This is a genomic window from Maritimibacter alkaliphilus HTCC2654, from assembly GCF_000152805.1.
Lineage (GTDB): Bacteria > Pseudomonadota > Alphaproteobacteria > Rhodobacterales > Rhodobacteraceae > Maritimibacter > Maritimibacter alkaliphilus.
In genome coordinates, this window is sequence record NZ_CH902578.1 from 1,649,299 (window position 1) to 1,666,161 (window position 16,863).

15 protein-coding genes are annotated in these 16,863 nt (G+C 66.2%); 9 read left to right on the plus strand and 6 right to left on the minus strand.

Annotated elements, in window-relative coordinates; genetic code table 11:
• Positions 1–10: 10 nt before the first annotated feature.
• Positions 11–2,038 carry a M3 family metallopeptidase gene (locus RB2654_RS09050; RefSeq protein WP_008330654.1) on the plus strand — a complete coding sequence of 676 codons (2,028 nt, stop codon included), beginning with the start codon at positions 11–13 and terminating at the stop codon, positions 2,036–2,038.
• Positions 2,039–2,047: 9 nt separating this feature from the next.
• Here RB2654_RS09050 and RB2654_RS09055 read toward each other — a convergent pair whose 3' ends face one another.
• Positions 2,048–2,830, minus strand: coding sequence for a ChaN family lipoprotein (locus RB2654_RS09055; protein ID WP_008330655.1), 783 nt, complete (start codon positions 2,828–2,830; stop codon positions 2,048–2,050).
• A gap of 74 nt (positions 2,831–2,904) precedes the next feature.
• Between RB2654_RS09055 and cobU the strand changes: the two genes are divergently transcribed.
• From cobU to RB2654_RS09075, 4 genes are all read left to right on the plus strand, one after another.
• Positions 2,905–3,447, plus strand: a complete 543-nt coding sequence (cobU, locus tag RB2654_RS09060; protein WP_008330656.1) for a bifunctional adenosylcobinamide kinase/adenosylcobinamide-phosphate guanylyltransferase — start codon at positions 2,905–2,907, stop codon at positions 3,445–3,447.
• Positions 3,444–4,016 carry a histidine phosphatase family protein gene (locus RB2654_RS09065; protein WP_008330657.1) on the plus strand — a complete coding sequence of 191 codons (573 nt, stop codon included), beginning with the start codon at positions 3,444–3,446 and terminating at the stop codon, positions 4,014–4,016. Before cobU ends, RB2654_RS09065 begins: the two co-directional genes overlap by 4 nt.
• A gap of 57 nt (positions 4,017–4,073) precedes the next feature.
• Positions 4,074–4,760, plus strand: a complete 687-nt coding sequence (locus RB2654_RS09070) for a glutathione S-transferase (RefSeq protein WP_008330658.1) — start codon at positions 4,074–4,076, stop codon at positions 4,758–4,760.
• Positions 4,761–4,826: 66 nt separating this feature from the next.
• The gene (locus RB2654_RS09075) at positions 4,827–6,341 is read left to right on the plus strand and encodes a YifB family Mg chelatase-like AAA ATPase (protein ID WP_008330680.1); all 1,515 of its coding nucleotides are present in this window, start codon (positions 4,827–4,829) and stop codon (positions 6,339–6,341) included.
• Positions 6,342–6,345: 4 nt separating this feature from the next.
• On the opposite strand, the gene RB2654_RS09080 is transcribed toward RB2654_RS09075, so the two are convergent.
• The 4 genes from RB2654_RS09080 to rsmI form a co-directional block, all read right to left on the minus strand.
• Complete coding sequence (locus tag RB2654_RS09080; RefSeq protein ID WP_161600685.1) at positions 6,346–7,206, minus strand: alpha/beta hydrolase; 861 nt, start codon at positions 7,204–7,206, stop codon at positions 6,346–6,348.
• A gap of 41 nt (positions 7,207–7,247) precedes the next feature.
• Entirely contained in the window at positions 7,248–8,189 is a 942-nt protein-coding gene (gene gshB, locus RB2654_RS09085; RefSeq protein WP_008330682.1) for a glutathione synthase, read from the minus strand.
• 61 nt (positions 8,190–8,250) lie between these two features.
• A complete protein-coding gene (locus RB2654_RS09090; RefSeq protein ID WP_008330683.1) occupies positions 8,251–8,601 on the minus strand; it encodes a YraN family protein in 351 nt (116 codons plus the stop codon).
• Positions 8,602–8,603: 2 nt separating this feature from the next.
• Positions 8,604–9,458, minus strand: coding sequence for a 16S rRNA (cytidine(1402)-2'-O)-methyltransferase (gene rsmI, locus RB2654_RS09095; RefSeq protein WP_008330684.1), 855 nt, complete (start codon positions 9,456–9,458; stop codon positions 8,604–8,606).
• Between the two features lie 112 nt (positions 9,459–9,570).
• On the opposite strand from rsmI, the gene RB2654_RS09100 reads away from it, so the two are divergent.
• From RB2654_RS09100 to murJ, 3 genes are read left to right on the plus strand one after another with little or no spacing between them, the layout of a single operon-like run.
• Positions 9,571–10,749 carry a penicillin-binding protein activator gene (locus RB2654_RS09100; RefSeq protein WP_040884635.1) on the plus strand — a complete coding sequence of 393 codons (1,179 nt, stop codon included), beginning with the start codon at positions 9,571–9,573 and terminating at the stop codon, positions 10,747–10,749.
• Positions 10,736–13,519 (plus strand): [protein-PII] uridylyltransferase, encoded by a 2,784-nt coding sequence (locus tag RB2654_RS09105; protein WP_008330686.1) that lies wholly within the window; start codon positions 10,736–10,738, stop codon positions 13,517–13,519. The genes RB2654_RS09100 and RB2654_RS09105 overlap by 14 nt, the downstream gene beginning before the upstream one ends.
• On the plus strand, positions 13,519–15,060 hold the full coding sequence (murJ, locus tag RB2654_RS09110) for a murein biosynthesis integral membrane protein MurJ (protein ID WP_008330687.1): 1,542 nt from the start codon (positions 13,519–13,521) through the stop codon (positions 15,058–15,060). Before RB2654_RS09105 ends, murJ begins: the two co-directional genes overlap by 1 nt.
• On the opposite strand, the gene RB2654_RS09115 is transcribed toward murJ, so the two are convergent.
• Entirely contained in the window at positions 15,057–15,749 is a 693-nt protein-coding gene (locus RB2654_RS09115; RefSeq protein WP_008330688.1) for a rhomboid family intramembrane serine protease, read from the minus strand. The genes murJ and RB2654_RS09115 overlap by 4 nt on opposite strands.
• 72 nt (positions 15,750–15,821) lie before the next feature.
• On the opposite strand from RB2654_RS09115, the gene trpS reads away from it, so the two are divergent.
• The gene (gene trpS / locus RB2654_RS09120) at positions 15,822–16,841 is read left to right on the plus strand and encodes a tryptophan--tRNA ligase (RefSeq protein ID WP_008330689.1); all 1,020 of its coding nucleotides are present in this window, start codon (positions 15,822–15,824) and stop codon (positions 16,839–16,841) included.
• Positions 16,842–16,863 lie beyond the last annotated feature (22 nt).

Genomic DNA, 16,863 nt, shown 5'->3' on the forward strand with positions numbered 1-16,863 from the left:
GAGACGCGCCATGACCAACCCGCTTCTGTCCGACTGGGACACCCCGTTCGACCTGCCCCCCTTCGATGACATCACCGACGCCGATTTCGAACCGGCGATGGAGGCGGCGCTGGCCGACGCCCGCACGAACGTGGCTGCGATTGCCGACAGCCCGGATGAGCCGACCTTCGCCAACACGATCGAGGCGCTGGAAGAGGCCGATGCGCTTTTGTCCAAGGTGTTGGGCGTGTTCTACAACCTCGCCGGGGCCGATGCGAACGAGACGCGCGAAGAATTGCAGCGCAAGTTCTCGCCGCAACTCGCCGCCTATTCCTCGGACATTCTGCTGAACGCCGACCTCTTCGCGCGGATCGACGCGCTGTGGGAGGGGCGCGAGGATCTGGACCTGTCGGATGAACAGGCCCGGCTTCTGATGATGACCCGACGCCGTTTCGTGCGGGCGGGTGCGCTTCTGGAAGGCGAAGATCGCGACCGCTACCGCGCCGTGATGGAACGGCTCGCCGTTCTGGGGACCGAGTTCACCCAGAACCTGCTGGCCGACGAGCGGTCGTGGCACATGGAGTTGAACGAGGCAGACCTCGAAGGTCTGCCGGATTTCGCCATCGACGCCGCGCGCGCGGCCGGCGAGGACAAGGGCGTGGGCGGCCCGGTCGTGACGCTGTCGCGCTCGCTCATCACGCCGTTTCTGGCCTCCTCCCCCAAGCGCGAATTGCGGCGCAAGGCCTATGAGGCCTACGTGTCGCGCGGGGCGAATGGCGGCAAGACCGACAACCGCGCGATTGCGGCGGAAATCCTGAAACTGCGCGAGGAACGCGCCAAGCTGCTCGGGTATGAGAGTTTCGCGGCCTACAAGCTGGAAACCGAAATGGCGGGCACGCCCGAGGCGGTCGAAGACCTGCTGAACAAGGTCTGGACGCCCGCGCGCGCCGCCGCGCTGGCCGATGCCGAGGCGCTGGAGGCCATGCTGCACGCGGACGGTCACACCGGCCCGCTGGAGCCGTGGGACTGGCACTATTATTCCGGCAAGCGTCGGCAGGAATTGCACGATCTGGACGAGGCCAAGGTCAAGCCCTACCTGCAACTCGACCGGATGATCGACGCGGCCTTCGGTGTCGCGAACCGTCTGTTCGGGCTGGAATTCGCGCCGCTCGACGTCACGCCCTATCACCCCGATGTGCGGGTGTGGGAGGTCACGCGGGGCGGCGAACACGTCGCGGTTTTCATGGGCGACTATTTCGCGCGCGGCTCGAAACGCTCCGGCGCGTGGTGTTCGGCGATGCGGTCGCAAAGCCGTCTGGGGGGCGACAAGTTCCCCATCGTCACGAACGTGTGCAACTTCGCCAAACCGGAAAAAGGCAAGCCCGCGCTTCTGAGTTGGGACGACGCGCGCACGCTGTTTCACGAGTTCGGCCATGCGCTGCACCAGATGCTGTCGGACGTGACCTATGAAAGCCTGTCGGGCACCTCGGTCGCCCGCGATTTCGTGGAACTGCCGAGCCAGCTTTACGAGCACTGGCTGGAAGTGCCCGAGGTGCTGGGCGAATACGCGACCCACGCCCAGACCGGCGAGCCGATCCCGGCGGATATGCTCGACCGTCTGATCGGGGCATCCACCTATGACGCGGGCTTCGCGACCGTGGAATACGTGGCCTCGGCGCTGGTCGATCTGGAGTTCCACCGGGGCAGCGCCCCTGCGGACCCGATGCAAAAACAGGCCGAGGTGCTGGAAAGCATCGGTATGCCGCGCGCGATCCGTATGCGCCACGCGACGCCGCATTTCGCGCATGTGTTTTCAGGCGACGGCTATTCCTCGGGCTACTATTCCTACATGTGGTCCGAGGTGATGGACGAAGACGCTTTCGCGGCCTTCAAGGAGGCGGGCGGCGCCTTCGACCCCAAGGTCGCAAAGAGCCTTGAGGAAAATATCCTGTCCAAGGGCGGCACGGTCGAGGCCGACGCGCTTTACGTCAGGTTCCGGGGCAAGATGCCCGAGGTCGAGGCGCTTTTGAAAGGTCGGGGGCTGATCGCGGCGCAATAGCCGCCCGGTTCACTCGTCGAACACCGCGCAGGGGTCTTCGCGCTCGACGGCGGGTGCGCTCAGGTAGGCGTCGAAACCGCCCTCCGGCTCCCCGCCGTCCTCGCCCTGCCCAAGCGTCAGGACGAGGATTTGCGGTCGCACGCGCGCGATGTAGCTGGGCACGCCCCAGTCCTCGCGGGCATGGCCATTGCCTGTGATGACCGCCACCGGCCCCCCGGTCTCGTCCAGCGCCTCGATGGTCACGCGGGCCAGCGTGGCGTCGCGCAGGCGTTGCAGGTCGACCATCATCGGCAGCATCTCGGTCGGCAGTTTGCCGCAATGGGCATCGAGTTGCAGGTTCAGACGATCCGCCAGTTCCTCGGCCTCGAGGGCCTCTTCGAGGCCATAATCCGCGGCGCCTTCGCCAAAGGATCGCGCCACCCCGACCTCCATCGCCGCGCGCGCCGCCTCACGCGGGACCGCCGCGCCGAAGACCTGCGCGCCACGGGACGCCGCGAAGATGGGGTAATACATTGAAAAGTCCGGCCACCCGGCCTCTTCCCACCCCAGCAGCGCGCCAAGGGCTTCGGGGTCGCCAAGCCTGTCGTCGCGCACCTCGTCGGCCTGCGCCTGCGTCAGCATTTCGAACACCACCGCCCTCGGCTCGATGTCCCTGATCGCGTCGGCCTGCGCGGCATGATGCACGGGGTTGTCGTGCACTTCGCCCAGCACGTAGACGTCCGCGACCGTGCCCGCGAAAGGTCCGGCATGGGCCGCGACCGGTGCGAGCGCCAGAAAAAGAAATCTCCACATGGGGTCAATGTGGAGGCTCGGCCCGACGGCGGCAAGTGCTTCCCCTCGTCCGCGCGACTTGCTAGGCACCATCCATGTCGCTCACCCTGCCCCCTCTCACCCTCGTCGTCGGTGCCGCCAATTCCGGCAAGTCGGCCTATGCCGAACGGCTCACCGAGGCGACGGGCCGCCCGATGACCTATATCGCGACGGCCCAGGCCTTCGACGACGAAATGCGGGCCAAGATCGCGGCCCACCGGGCCCGGCGCGGTGACGGCTGGACGACGGCGGAGGCGCCTTTGGACCTCGCCTCTGCGCTGGACGATGCACAATCGAACGACGTCGTGCTTGTCGATTGCATGACGCTCTGGCTGTCGAACCACCTCCTGTCCGAAACCGCCATCGAGGCCGAACAGGCGCGGGTGTTGGATTCGCTTGCCTCATGCGCCGCACCCGTCGTCGTGGTCTCGAACGAAGTCGGGGCCGGGGTCGTGCCGGAAAACGCGCTCGCCCGCCGGTTTCGCGCGGCGCAAGGCGGGCTCAACCAAGCGGTCGCGGCGCGGGCCGATCTGGTCGTGACCGTCATCGCGGGCCTGCCCCTCGCCCTGAAAGGCACCTTGCCGCAGGGGGTCGCATGACCCGGTTCTGGTGGGTCCGTCACGGCCCGACGCATCGCAAGGGCATGGTCGGGTGGAGCGATGTGGCCGCCGACCTGTCGGACACCGCCGCCATCGCCCGGCTGCACGATCATCTGCCCGACGCGCCGGTGATCTCGTCCGACCTGATCCGTTGCGTGACGACGGCGGACGCGATCCAGAAGGACCGCCCGCGCCTGCCGCATGACGCCGGTCTGCGCGAACTAAACTTCGGGGCTTGGGAACTCAAGACCGCCGCCGAGATCGAAGCGAGCCACCCGGAGGCGATCCGCAACTTCTGGGACCGGCCCGACCTGAACGCGGCACCGGGCGGCGAAAGCTGGACCGACATGACGACGCGGGTGGGCCGCGCCGTGGACAGGCTGATCGAAACGCAGACGGGCGATGTCATCGTCGTCGCCCATTTCGGGGCCATACTGGGTCAGGTCCAGCGGGCGCTCGCCTGCCCCGTGTCCGAGGTGCTCGGGCACAAGATCGACAACCTGTCGGTCACGCGCCTCGCCTTCGACGGCAGGCGCTGGCACGCCGAGGCGATCAATCACATTCCGTGACGCGCCTTTCACGAATGGCGACTGTGTGCCCCGCGATTTCCCGGCTAACGTCGCCCCATGACCTACGATCTTTTTCTCGGTGACCAGACGTTTTCAAGCTGGTCGATGCGCGGCTGGCTCATGTTCGTGAAGTTCGGACTGCCGGTGAACGTCCATATGGTCGGGCTCTATGACGGGACGATGGCCGATGATCTTGCCGATCTCGCGCCCGCCCGGTTCGTGCCGGTCATGCGCACGCCGGAGGGGATCGTCGTCGGCGACACGCTGGCCATGGCCGAAACACTGGCCGAGCGTCACCCCGACGCGGGTCTCTGGCCTGCCGATCCGGCCGCGCGGGGACTTGCGCGGTGGATGGTCGCAGAAATGCACTCCGGGTTCGGCGCGTTGCGCGGGGCCTGCCCGATGCAGCTTCTGCATCAGTATCGCGACTTCCCCGTGACGCAGGAGGTGCAGGCGGATCTGGCCCGGATCGAAACGCTCTGGTCAGTAGCGCAGGAGCGCCACGGCGGGGATGGCCCGTGGTTGTTCGGCGTCTATTCTCTGGCCGACGTGTTTTATGCCCCCGTCGCGGCCCGGATCGCCGGATACGGTCTGACCGTCGGCTCGGCGGCTCAGGCTTATGTGGACACGCATCTGGCCGACCCGGCCTTTCGCGATTGGCGCACCGAGGGCCTGAAGAAAACCTATGACCCCGTGCCTTATGCGATGGACCTGCCGACCGCGCCGTGGCCCGGCCCGGCCTGAGCCGCGTTAACCATTTTCTAACCACCTGCACGCTACCTTCCGTTAACCATACTCGGAGGGGGCCGCATGGTCGCACGCGCCTATACCGTGGCGTTCGAAGGGGTCGAGGCGCGGACCGTCGAGGTGCAATGCGCCCTGTCCCCCGGCGTGCCCGCCTTTTCCATCGTGGGCCTACCGGACAAGGCGGTGAGCGAGGCGCGCGACCGGGTGCGCGCGGCGCTGTCTGCCATGGCCATCGCCCTGCCTGCCCGCAAGATCACCGTGAACCTATCGCCCGCCGACCTGCCCAAGGAAGGCTCGCATTTCGACCTGCCCATCGCGCTCGCGCTGTTGGCGGCCATCGGCGTGATCCCGGAGGAGGACGTGGCGCAGGCGGTGGCGCTTGGCGAATTGTCCCTCGACGGTTCGCTCGTTCCCGTGATCGGCGCCCTGCCCGCCGCGATGGCCGCCGCCGAAGACGACCGTGCGCTGGTCTGTCCCCAGGCCTGCGGCGCCGAAGCGGCCTGGGTCGGCGCGGCGCATGTGATCGCAGCGGGATCACTGGCCGCCGTCATCCAGCACTTCACCGGACAATCCCCGCTCCCCCCGGCCGATCCGGGCGAAGTGCGCGATGACGCGACGCTGCGCGATCTGGCCGACGTGAAGGGGCAGGAACGCGCCAAACGGGCGCTGGAGATCGCGGCGGCCGGGCGGCACCATCTGCTGATGACGGGGCCGCCGGGCTCTGGCAAGTCGATGCTCGCCGCGCGACTGCCGTCGATCCTGCCGCCGCTGACCCCCGCCGAGGCGCTCGAAACCTCGATGATCCATTCGCTCGCCGGGCTGATCGACGAGGGCGGTATTTCCCGGTCGCGCCCGTTTCGCGACCCGCATCATACGGCGTCCACGGCCTCTATCGTCGGCGGCGGGCGTGGTGCGAAACCGGGGGAAATCTCGCTCGCCCATAACGGCGTCCTGTTCCTCGACGAACTGCCGGAATTCGCGCGGCCCGTGCTGGAAACCCTGCGCCAGCCGGTCGAAACCGGGGAGGTGGTCGTCGCCCGCGCCAACGCCCATGTCCGCTATCCCTGCCGCTTCATGCTGGTGGCGGCCGCCAATCCGTGCCGCTGCGGCCACCTGACCGATGCGTCGCGCGCCTGTGCCAAGGCGCCGGCCTGTGGCGAGGACTACCTCGGGCGCATCTCGGGACCGCTGCTCGACCGCTTCGACCTGCGGATCGAGGTGCCACCCGTGGAAATCGGCGACCTCGACCTTGCACCCTCGGGCGACACCTCGGCCTCGGTCGCGGCCCGGGTGCAAAAGGCGCGCGAAATCCAGACGGCGCGCTTCGACGGGCAGCCGCGCACGCGCACGAACGCCGATGCCGAGGGCAACCTGCTGACCGAGATCGCAACGCCGGAGGGCGAGGCGCGCGACCTGCTGCTCAAGGCCGCCGACCGGTTCGGCCTGTCGGCGCGCGGCCATCACCGGGTCTTGCGGGTCGCGCGCACCATCGCCGATCTTGCGGAGGCCGAGACGATCCGAAAACCGCATGTGGCCGAGGCGTTGTCCTATCGGCTCCCGGGAAACTTGCTCGCCTGACGGATCAGGCGAGGCAGCGTTTCACGAAATCCGCGACGCCGGTGAGCGCATCACGCGCTTCCGGCACCCAGCCGTCGAAGATCTGAAACACATGCGGCGCGCGCGGCCAGGTCTGGACCACGACCTCGCCACCGGCATCCCGGAGCACCTGCGCAAGCCGCACCCCGTCGTCGCGCAACAGCTCGTTCTCGGCATACTGGATCAGCACGGGCGGCGGCGCGGTGTAAGTGGCGAACAGCGGCGAGGCATGAGGGTCGGCCGGATCGTGTTTGCCGAGATACCAATCCACCAGCTCGTCGCGCCGTTCGGCGGGCAACATGCACTCGGTCGCCGCATTGTCGGCGATGGAGGCCCCCGAAAAGGTGAAATCGGCAATCGGCGACAAGGCCACGACCCCGGCGGGGCATGCGCCCTCGGCACAGAGGTCGGCAAGCAGGCCGAAAATCAGGTTGGCCCCCGCGCTGTCCCCGGCAAGGATCACGTCGCGGGGTCGATACCCTTTGGCGATCACCGCCTCCCAAGCCGCGCGGATATCCTCGCGACCTGCCGGAAACGGGTCGGTCGGGGCCAGTCGATAGCGCGGCACGAAGACCTCAACCCCCGTCAGCCACGCGAGGCGCGCGCACATCGCGGCATGGGTCCGGGGGGAGCCGGATATGAACCCGCCGCCGTGGACATAGAGGATGAGTTTGCCCGGTCTGGGCGGATGCGAACCGGGTCGCGCCGAAATCCACAGCCCGCCGGACCCGGCGTCGCTGTCTCGATACAGCGCGTAAGGCGGCGCGCGGAACCAGCGGCGGGCGGCCCGTTCGAGAAGCCTCCGGTTCGCCTCGGGGGACCGGGCGCGCGCGAGAAGGGGCCTCACCGTCCGTCGCGACAGGAACGACAGGAGGGTGAGACGGACACTCACGCCCGGCGCGCCTCGATCGCCTCCCAGATCTTCGCGGTGATGTTCACGCCGTCGAAGCGTTCCAGTTCCTGAATGCCGGTGGGCGAGGTCACGTTGATTTCGGTCAGCCAGTCGCCGATGACGTCGATCCCGACGAAAATCTGGCCTTTCTCTTTCAGAAGCGGGCCGATCTTGGCGCAGATCTCGCGGTCGCGGTCGGTGAGCTCGACTTTCTCGGGGCGGCCGCCGACATGCATGTTCGACCGGGTTTCACCCTCGGCCGGGACACGGTTGATCGCGCCGACCGGCGCGCCATCGACCAGGATCACGCGCTTGTCGCCCTTGGACACCGCAGGGAGGAATTTCTGCGCGATCAGGGGCTCACGGTTGATGCCGGAGAAAAGCTCGTGAAGGCTCGACAGGTTCCGGTCGTTGGGGTCCAGCCGGAACACCCCCGCGCCACCGTTGCCGTAAAGCGGCTTGAGGATGATGTCGCCATGCTCGTGCTTGAACGCCTTGAGATCGGCGAGCGAGCGGGCGATCATCGTGGGCGGCGTCAGTTCGGGAAACTTCAGCACCAGCAGTTTTTCCGGGTAGTTGCGCACCCAGAACGGGTCGTTCAACACCAGCGTGTCCGGGTGGATCAGGTCGAGGATATGGGTCGTCGTGATGTACCCCATGTCGAAAGGCGGGTCCTGGCGCAGCCAGACCACGTCGAATTCGGAAAGATCGACGGTCGTCTGTTCGCCCTTGGTGACGTGATGTCCCACTTCGCGCCGGAGTTCGATGGGCCATCCGGTCGCCAGAACCCGGCCTTCGCGAAAGACCAGACGATCCGGCGTGTAGTAGAACAATTCATGCCCGCGCGCCTGCGCTTCCTCGGCGATCCGAAAGGTCGAGTCCGCGTTGATGTCGACCGCTTCGATCGGGTCCATCTGGAAGGCGACTTTGAGGGCCATGTCTCACTCCGGGCTGTTTGTCATTACATGGCCCAGCCACCGGGCAAGCACAATGCCCCCCTCACATGGTGATGTTGCGATAGCGCGCCATGCGCCCGGTCGCGTCGACCATGGCGAGGTCGAAGCGCATGTCCATCAGCATCCCGCCCGGCACCGAGCCCAGAAACTCGCAGGCCGACTGACAGATCCGCGCCAGTTGCGCCTGTGACAGCCGCTGTGCGGCCCGCGCAAGGTCGCGCGCCTTCTTGACCTCGACGAACACGAACCCGTCGCGGTCGCGCAGGACGAGGTCGATCTCGCCGCCCGATCCGCGCCAGCGCCGCGCGACGGTTTCATACCCCTCGCGTTCATACCCCCGCACGACGGAGTCTTCGGCTGCCATCCCGGCCAGATAGGAAACGCGTCCCGTCATTCTCAGTCCTTCTCCAGTTCCAGCGCGGCCTGATACACCTTGCGCCGGGGCAAACCATAGGCTTCGGCAACGGTCGCTGCCGCGTCCTTCAGGCTCATCTCGGACATGGCCCGTCGCAGGGCCGCTTCCATCGTTTCCTCGGCGACTTCGTCACGCCCGCGGTCGAGGACGACGACGATTTCCCCTTTCAAGGTGCGCTCCGCGACGGCATCGCGCAGTTCACCCAGCGTGCCGCGCAGGGTTTCCTCGAACTTCTTGGTCAATTCTCGGCACACCGCCGCCTGACGCGCCTCACCCGCAATCTCGCACAAGTCCCCTAACAATTCCCTAATGCGCTTCGGGCTTTCGAACAGGACCACCGTTGCCGGAACCCGCACGAGGTCCGCGAGCCACGTCTTGCGCGCCCCGGACGATGAGGGGGCGAAGCCCGCGAAGAGGTATCGGTCGGTGGGCAGGCCGGACAGCGACAGGGCGACGGGCACCGCCGAGGCGCCGGGCGCGGTCGTGACGAGGTGTCCTGCCGCGGCCGCCTCGCGCGCCAGCGCGTATCCGGGGTCGGCGATGAGCGGCGTGCCCGCCTCGCTCACGTAGGCGACGGACTTGCCCTGCCCCAGAAGCTTGACGATCCCGGCGCGACCGTCCGGCCCCGAATGGTCGTGATACGGGATAAGCGGGCGCCCGCCCACCGCGACGCCGTGGATGTCGAGCAGTTTGCGCGCCGTGCGCGTGTCCTCGGCCGCGATCACGTCGACGGCGGCCAGAATATCCAATGCCCTGAGGGTGATATCGCGCGCGTTCCCGATCGGGGTCGCGACAAGATACAGGCCGGGGGCGAGCGTTCCGTGCTCCGGTTTCAAGGGTGGACCTGCCTTTCCTGTCGTTTATGATGGGGCCGGATTGCCCGGGTGACCTCGACGCCCGCAGGATCGGACACGATCGCACGAAATAAGCGGGAGAAGGATACCCCCCATGTTTGCTGTTTTGGACCGCGCCCGCAAGCTGTCAGCCCTCACGGTCGCACTTGTCGCGACCCTCATTCTGTCGGCCTGTGGGGCCACCATGTCGAATTCCGGTGGGCCGCGAATCGACACGTCGCAACCCGTTCCGGTGGCGCTGCTGGTCCCCGGCGGGTCCGCCAATGCGACCGATAACGCGCTTGCCTCGTCGCTCGAGAATGCCGCGCGCCTCGCGATGAGCGAGTTGGACGGTGTCACCATCGACCTGCGCGTCTACAACACCGCAGGAAACGCGGGCACGGCGTCGAGCCAGGCGCAAGCCGCCATCGCTGACGGCGCCAAGGTGATCCTCGGTCCGGTTTACGCGGAAAACGCGGCCGCCGCCGGCGTCGCCGCTGCGGCGCGCGGCGTGAACGTGCTGGCCTTTTCCAACAACCCGAGCGTCGCGGGCGGCAACGTCTTCATCCTCGGCAACACCTTCGAGAACACCGCAAAGCGCATGGTGAGCTATGCCGCGCGCCAGAACCGCGGGAACATCATGGTCGTCTATGGCCAGAGCCCGGCGGAAAACCTCGCCCGTGACGCGATCCTTCAGGCCATCGCGTCCACGCCCGGTGCCAGCCAGGCCGGCACCGCAGGGTTCGAGTTGAGCCAGAACGGTGTCGTGCAGGCGATCCCGGCGATCTCGTCGCAGGTCAAATCCTCCGGCGCGACCTCGGTCTTCCTGACCTCGGGCACCGACGGGGCCCTGCCTTTCGCGAGCTCGCTTCTGCGCGAAAACGGGGTGAACCCGCCTGCCGTGCAGTTCATGGGGATGCAGCGTTGGGATATTCCCGCCACCGCGCTGACGCTTTCGGGTGTTCAGGGTGGCTGGTTCGCGCTGCCGGACCCGGATCTTTCGGGCCGCTTCACCCAGCGGTATCAGGCCGCTTACGGCGCCCAGCCGCACCCGATCGCGGGTCTCGCCTATGACGGGATCGCCGCCATCGGCGCGCTCGTGAAGGCCGGCAAGGCCGATGCCCTGTCCGGCTCGGCCCTGACGCAGAGCCAAGGCTTCGTCGGTGTGAACGGCGTGTTCCGGCTGCGCGGCGACGGCACCAACGAACGCGGTCTCGCCATCGCTCAGATCCAGAATCAGCAAGTGGTCGTGATCGACCCCGCTCCGAAAAGCTTCTCCGGTGCCGGATTCTGATCTGCTCGAAGCGGTCAACGACGCTCCAGACGGGCTGATCGCCCCCGCAAACGACATCTTCGACCGCGTCGCGGTCGAAGCCGAGATCGAGCGGGCGGCGGACGAAGCGCCCGATGCGGCGGCCATTCGCAAGGCGACGGTCGCCGCGCTCAATGCCGCACAAACCCACGGCCGCAACCTCATCAAGGCGCAGTTCCTCGCCAAACCGCGCGCCGCGCGCGAGGCAGTGCAAAGCTACGCCTGGCTGACCGACTGCCTCGTGCAGACCGTGTTTCGTGTGGCCGTGAAGCGCCTGCACCCCCAGCCGAACCCCACCGCGTCGCAGAAGATGGCCGTTCTGGCCGTCGGCGGCTACGGGCGGTTCGAGATGGCGCCCTATTCCGACGTCGATCTGCTGTTCCTGACGCCCTACAAGATCACCGGATGGGCCGAGAGCGTGATCGAGTCGATGCTCTACATGCTGTGGGACCTGCACCTGAAGGTCGGGCACAGCTCCCGCACGATCAAGGACTGCCTCCGCCTTGGCAAAGAGGATTTCACGATCCGCACCGCCATGCTCGAGGTGCGTTATGTCGACGGTGACTTCGACCTCGCTCAGGAGTTGGCGGCGCGGCTTTTCGACGATCTGTTCGACGGGACGGCGCCGGAGTTCATCGAGGCCAAGCTGGAAGAGCGCACGCAGCGGCACAAGAAACAGGGCGGCCAGCGGTATGTCGTCGAGCCGAACGTGAAAGAGGGCAAAGGGGGGCTGCGCGACCTTCAGACCCTAATCTGGGTCGCGAAATACCTGCACCGTGTCGTGCGCGCCCGTGAACTGCGCGACGTGGGCATGTTCACGGACGAGGAATACGCGAATTTCGCCGAGGCCAACAATTTCCTCTGGGCCGTGCGCTGTCACCTGCATCTGATCGCAGGCCGCGCGATGGACCAGTTGACCTTCGACCTGCAACTCGAGGTGGCCGAGCGGATGGGCTATGTCGACAAGGGCGGGCGGCAGGCCGTCGAACATTTCATGCAGGACTATTTCCTGCACGCCACGCAAGTGGGGGAACTGACCCGCATCTTCCTGACCGGGCTGGAAAACGAGCACCTCAAGAAAGAGCCGATGCTGGTCGGCCTGTTCAAGCGGCGCAAGAAGGTCAAGCCCGGCTACAAGATCGAGAACGGGCGGCTGACGTTCGAGGACGAGGCGGCCTTTCTCTCGGACAAGCTGAACCTGCTCAGGATCTTCGAGGAAGGGTTGCGGACCGGCGTTCTCATTCACCCGGACGCGATGCGCGTCGTGACGGCGCATCTGGACCTGATCGACGACGACATGCGCGACGACCGCGAGGCATCGCGCATCTTCCTCGACCTGCTGCTCAAACACGGCAACCCGGAGCGTGCGTTGCGACGCATGAACGAGCTGGGCGTGCTGTCGGCCTTCGTGCCCGAGTTCGAGCCCATTGTCGCGATGATGCAGTTCAATATGTATCACAGCTACACCGTGGACGAGCACACCATTCAGGTGATCTCGGCGCTGGCCGAGATCGAACGCGGCGAACGGCTTGAAGAATTGCCCTATGCCTCGCGCATCCTGAAGGAGGGCGTGAACCGCAAGGTGCTGTATGTCGCGCTTTTCTGCCATGACATCGGCAAGGGCCGGGAAGAGGATCACTCGATCCTCGGTGCCCGGATCGCGCGAAAGGTGGCCACGCGGCTGGGGCTGACCAAGCCCGAGGTCGAGACGGTGGAATGGCTGGTGCGCTATCACCTGCTCATGTCCGACGTGGCGCAGAAACGCGACCTGTCGGACCCGCGCACGATCCGGGGCTTCGCCAAGGCCGTGTCGAACAAGAAACGGCTGGACCTCTTGCTTGTCCTGACCGCATGCGACATCCGCGGCGTCGGTCCGGGCACGTGGAACAACTGGAAGGCCGCGCTCCTGCGTGATCTCTATCGCCAGACCGCTCAAGCGTTGGACGAGGGCATCGAGGCGCTGAACACCACGGCGCGCACCAACGAGGCCAAGAAGGCCCTGCGCGAGGCTCTGGCGGACTGGGAGCGCAAGGACCTGCGGGTCGAGACCGGGCGCCATTACGACACCTACTGGCAGGGTCTGGGCAATGCCGAGCACGTGGTGTTCGCCAACCTGCTGAACGGGCTGGGCGCGGATGAAATCCGCATCGGGCTGACGCAGGACCACGACCGGGATGCGACCCGCGCGGCCTTTGTGCTGGCCGACCACCCCGGCATCTTCTCGCGCCTCGCGGGCGCGCTGGCGCTGGTGGGCGCGAACGTGGTGGATGCGCGGACCTATACGACGAAAGACGGCTGGGCGACGGCGGTGTTCTGGGTGCAGGACCATGACGGCCACCCGTTCGAGGACATCAAGCTCAAGCGGCTCGAGGACATGATCCACAAGACGTTGTCGGGCAAGGTCATCGCCCGCGATGCGATGAAGTCGCGCGACAAGATGAAGAAGCGCGAAAAGGCGTTCACGGTCCCGACCAACATCACCTTCGACAACGACGGGTCCGACATCTACACGATGATCGAGGTCGATACCCGCGACCGCCCCGGCCTGCTTTACGACCTGACGCGCACGCTGGCCGACAACCACGTCTATATCGCGAGCGCGGTCATCGCGACCTATGGCGAACAGGTCGTGGACACGTTCTACGTCAAGGATATGTTCGGCCTAAAATTCTTCTCGGATGCGAAGATGAAATCCCTTGAGAAAAAACTGCGAGAAGCCATCGTGAAGGGCGCCGAGAGGGCCGACCAGTAATGGCGTCCATCCGGCTTCTGCGCGGGTTCCTGACGGTGGGCGGCTGGACGGCGGCGAGCCGCGTTCTGGGCTTCGTCCGTGACGTCGCCATCGCCGGTGCGCTGGGGGCCGGTCCCATGGCCGAGGCGTTCTTCATCGCCTTTTCCCTGCCCAACATGTTCCGCCGGTTCTTCGCCGAGGGTGCCTTCAACACCGCCTTCATCCCGATGTTCTCGAAAAAGGTCGAGGCAGGCGAAGGCGCGATGGAATTCGCCCGCGACGCGCTGACGGGTCTGGCGACGATCCTCTTGGTCCTGACGGTGATCGCGCAGATTTTCATGCCCGCGCTGGTGCTGCTCATGGCCTCGGGCTTCGCCGAGGATGAACGGCTGCCTCTGGCGACGATGTATGGGCGGATCGCGTTCCCCTATATCTTCTTCATATCGCTCGCGGCCCTGCTTTCTGGCCTTCTGAACGCCGTGGGGCGGTTCGCCGCCGCAGCCGCCGCGCCCCTGCTTCTGAACGTGACCTTCATCACCGCGATCATCGTCGCGTCCTATGCGGGCTACGACATCGGTTTGACGCTGTCCTGGGCCGTGCCGATTGCAGGTGTGGCGCAGCTTGCGCTGGTCTGGTTCGCGGCGGCGCGCGCCGGATACCGCCTGTTCCCGCGCATTCCGAAAATGACGCCAGAGTTGAAACGGCTGGCGATCATCGCCGGTCCCGCCGCGCTCGCCCAAGGCGTCGTGCAGGTGAACCTGCTCGTCGGGCGTCAGGTCTCGTCTTTCTTCGACGGCGCGATTGCGTGGCTGAACTACGCCGATCGTCTGTATCAGCTTCCGCTCGGTATCGTCGGTATCGGGATCGGCGTCGTCCTGCTCCCGGAACTGTCACGTCGTCTGCAAGCCGGGGACGAGGGCGCGAGCCGCTGGTCGCTGTCGCGCGCGGGCGAGATCGCGCTGCTTCTGACGATCCCCTCGGCGGTGGCGCTGGTGGTGATCCCCCTGCCCCTCGTCACGGTCCTGTTCGAGCGCGGGGCCTTCACGGCGGACGACAGCGCGAGCACGGCCTTCGCGGTGGCGGTCTATGGATTGGGCTTGCCCGCCTTCGTCCTGCAAAAGGTGCTTCAGCCCGTCTATTTCGCGCGAGGCAACACCAAGACCCCGTTCTACTTCGCGCTCGTGTCGCTGGTCGTGAACGCGGCTTTGGCCATCGGCCTCGCCCCCGTGATCGGCTACATCGCCGCCGCGTTCGGGACGACGCTCGCTGGCTGGGCCATGACCATCGGCCTGTGGATCGGCACCGCCCGCATGGGCGAGAGCACGCGCTTCGACAAACGGTTCTGGCGCAAGCTCTGGGGCATCCTCGCGGCCTCGGCCGTGATGGGCGCGGAACTTGCCGGGGCGGTCATCGTGCTCGGCCCGATGTTCGGCACCCCGGGGCTGAAGGTGCTGGCGCTTCTGATCCTGATCGCATCGGGCACGGTGACTTATTTCCTCGCCGGACGTCTGTTCGGTGCGGTGCGACTTTCGGACCTGAAGGCGATGATGCGGCGCGGTTAGGCGCGGCGGCGGATCCGTTCCACGATCTTGTCCCACGAGCCGGGGAACAGCAGCGCGGCGAGGAAGAAGCCCGAGATGAACCCGGCCACCTCGGCCACCCATCCGGTGCCCGCCCCGAAGAACACGCCGAAGATGAACTGGATCGCGAGCAATGCGCCGATCAGCGCGAAAGCCTGTATCTGCCGCCCGCCGGTTTCGCCCAACCGGGTGTAAAGGATCAGGGTGAAAGCCCCGACCAGCGAATAGGCCCCCGGATAGCCGCCATAAAGCGGCACGCGCGTATCCCAGACGATGCCATAGACCAGCGCGCCGATGATGGACGCGCCCATGAAGATCACCAGCACCTTCCACTGGCCCATGCGTTCGGCCACCATCTTGCCCAGCGCGAGGATGAAGACGATGACGAACACCGCTTGGGTGAACGCGCCTTGCAGGAAGGGATAGGTCACGAAACGCAGAAGGTATTGCAGGCGGATCGTCTGGTTTTCCCACATCCATGCGAGAAGCGGCTCATAGAAACCGTAGTCCTCGATCATCGTCAGGCGCAGGCCGGTCGCCTCGGGTCCACCGATGAAGCCCGAACTGGTGGCCGCGAAGATCAGCTCGACGATCGCGATTGCGGCGGCCAGCGCGACCACCACCGGGGGCAGCGGATTCACGGGCCGGGTCGAATTGGGCTGGAACGTCATGTGCGGCTTCCTTGACGGGGTTGTCAGGCGTAGGTAAGCGAGCCGGGCAGAGAAATCCAGACGGAGTTCGCCATGTCGGACCAGACCTTTCCCCCGCGCGTGTTTTCCGGGATCAAGCCGTCGGGCGGCCTGACCCTCGGCAACTACCTGGGTGCGATCAAGCGCTGGGTCGAGATGCAGGAAGACCCGACCTATGAGACGATCTTCTGCGTCGTGGACATGCACGCCATCACCGTCTGGCAGGACCCGGCGGACCTGACCCGCGCCACCCGCGAAGTCGCGGCCTCGATGATCGCGAGCGGCATCGACCCGGAGCGGTCGGTCCTGTTCAATCAGGCACGCGTTCCGGCCCATGTCGAGCTTGGGTGGCTTTTCTCCTGCGTCGCCCGCGTGGGCTGGATGAACCGGATGACCCAGTTCAAGGACAAGGCGGGCAAGAACGCCGAGAAGGTGTCGCTGGGGCTGTACGCCTATCCGGCGCTGATGGCCGCCGACATTCTGCTCTATCACGCGACGCACGTTCCGGTGGGCGAAGATCAGAAACAGCACGTCGAGCTGACGCGCGACATTGCGGCCAAGTTCAACCACGACTACGGCGTCGACTTCTTCCCGCTCACCGAGCCGGTCACGGAAGGCCCCGCCATGCGCGTGATGAACCTGCGCGACGGGTCGAAGAAGATGTCGAAGTCGGGCGAGAGCGACATGGAGCGGATCAACATGCTCGACGACGCCGACACGATATCGAAGAAGTTCAAGAAAGCGCGCACCGATCCGGAAGCTTTGCCCTCGGAGGTTGCAGGATTGAAAGATCGACCCGAAGCCAAAAACCTCGTCGATATCTACGCGGGCCTGTCGGACACCACCGCCGAGGCCGTGCTGGCCGAGTTCGGCGGCGAAGGCTGGGGCAAGTTCAAACCGGCGCTGGCCGACCTTGCGGTCGCGAAGCTGGCCCCGGTGTCGGACGAGATGCGGAGGCTGCTGGATGCGCCCGACGAGCTCGACGCGATCATGGCGCGCGGCGCCGAACGGGCGTCTGCACTGGCCGAACCGATCCTCAAGAAGACCTACGAGATCATGGGGTTCGTGCGCTAAGGGTTTCGCGGCAGCAAGCTGC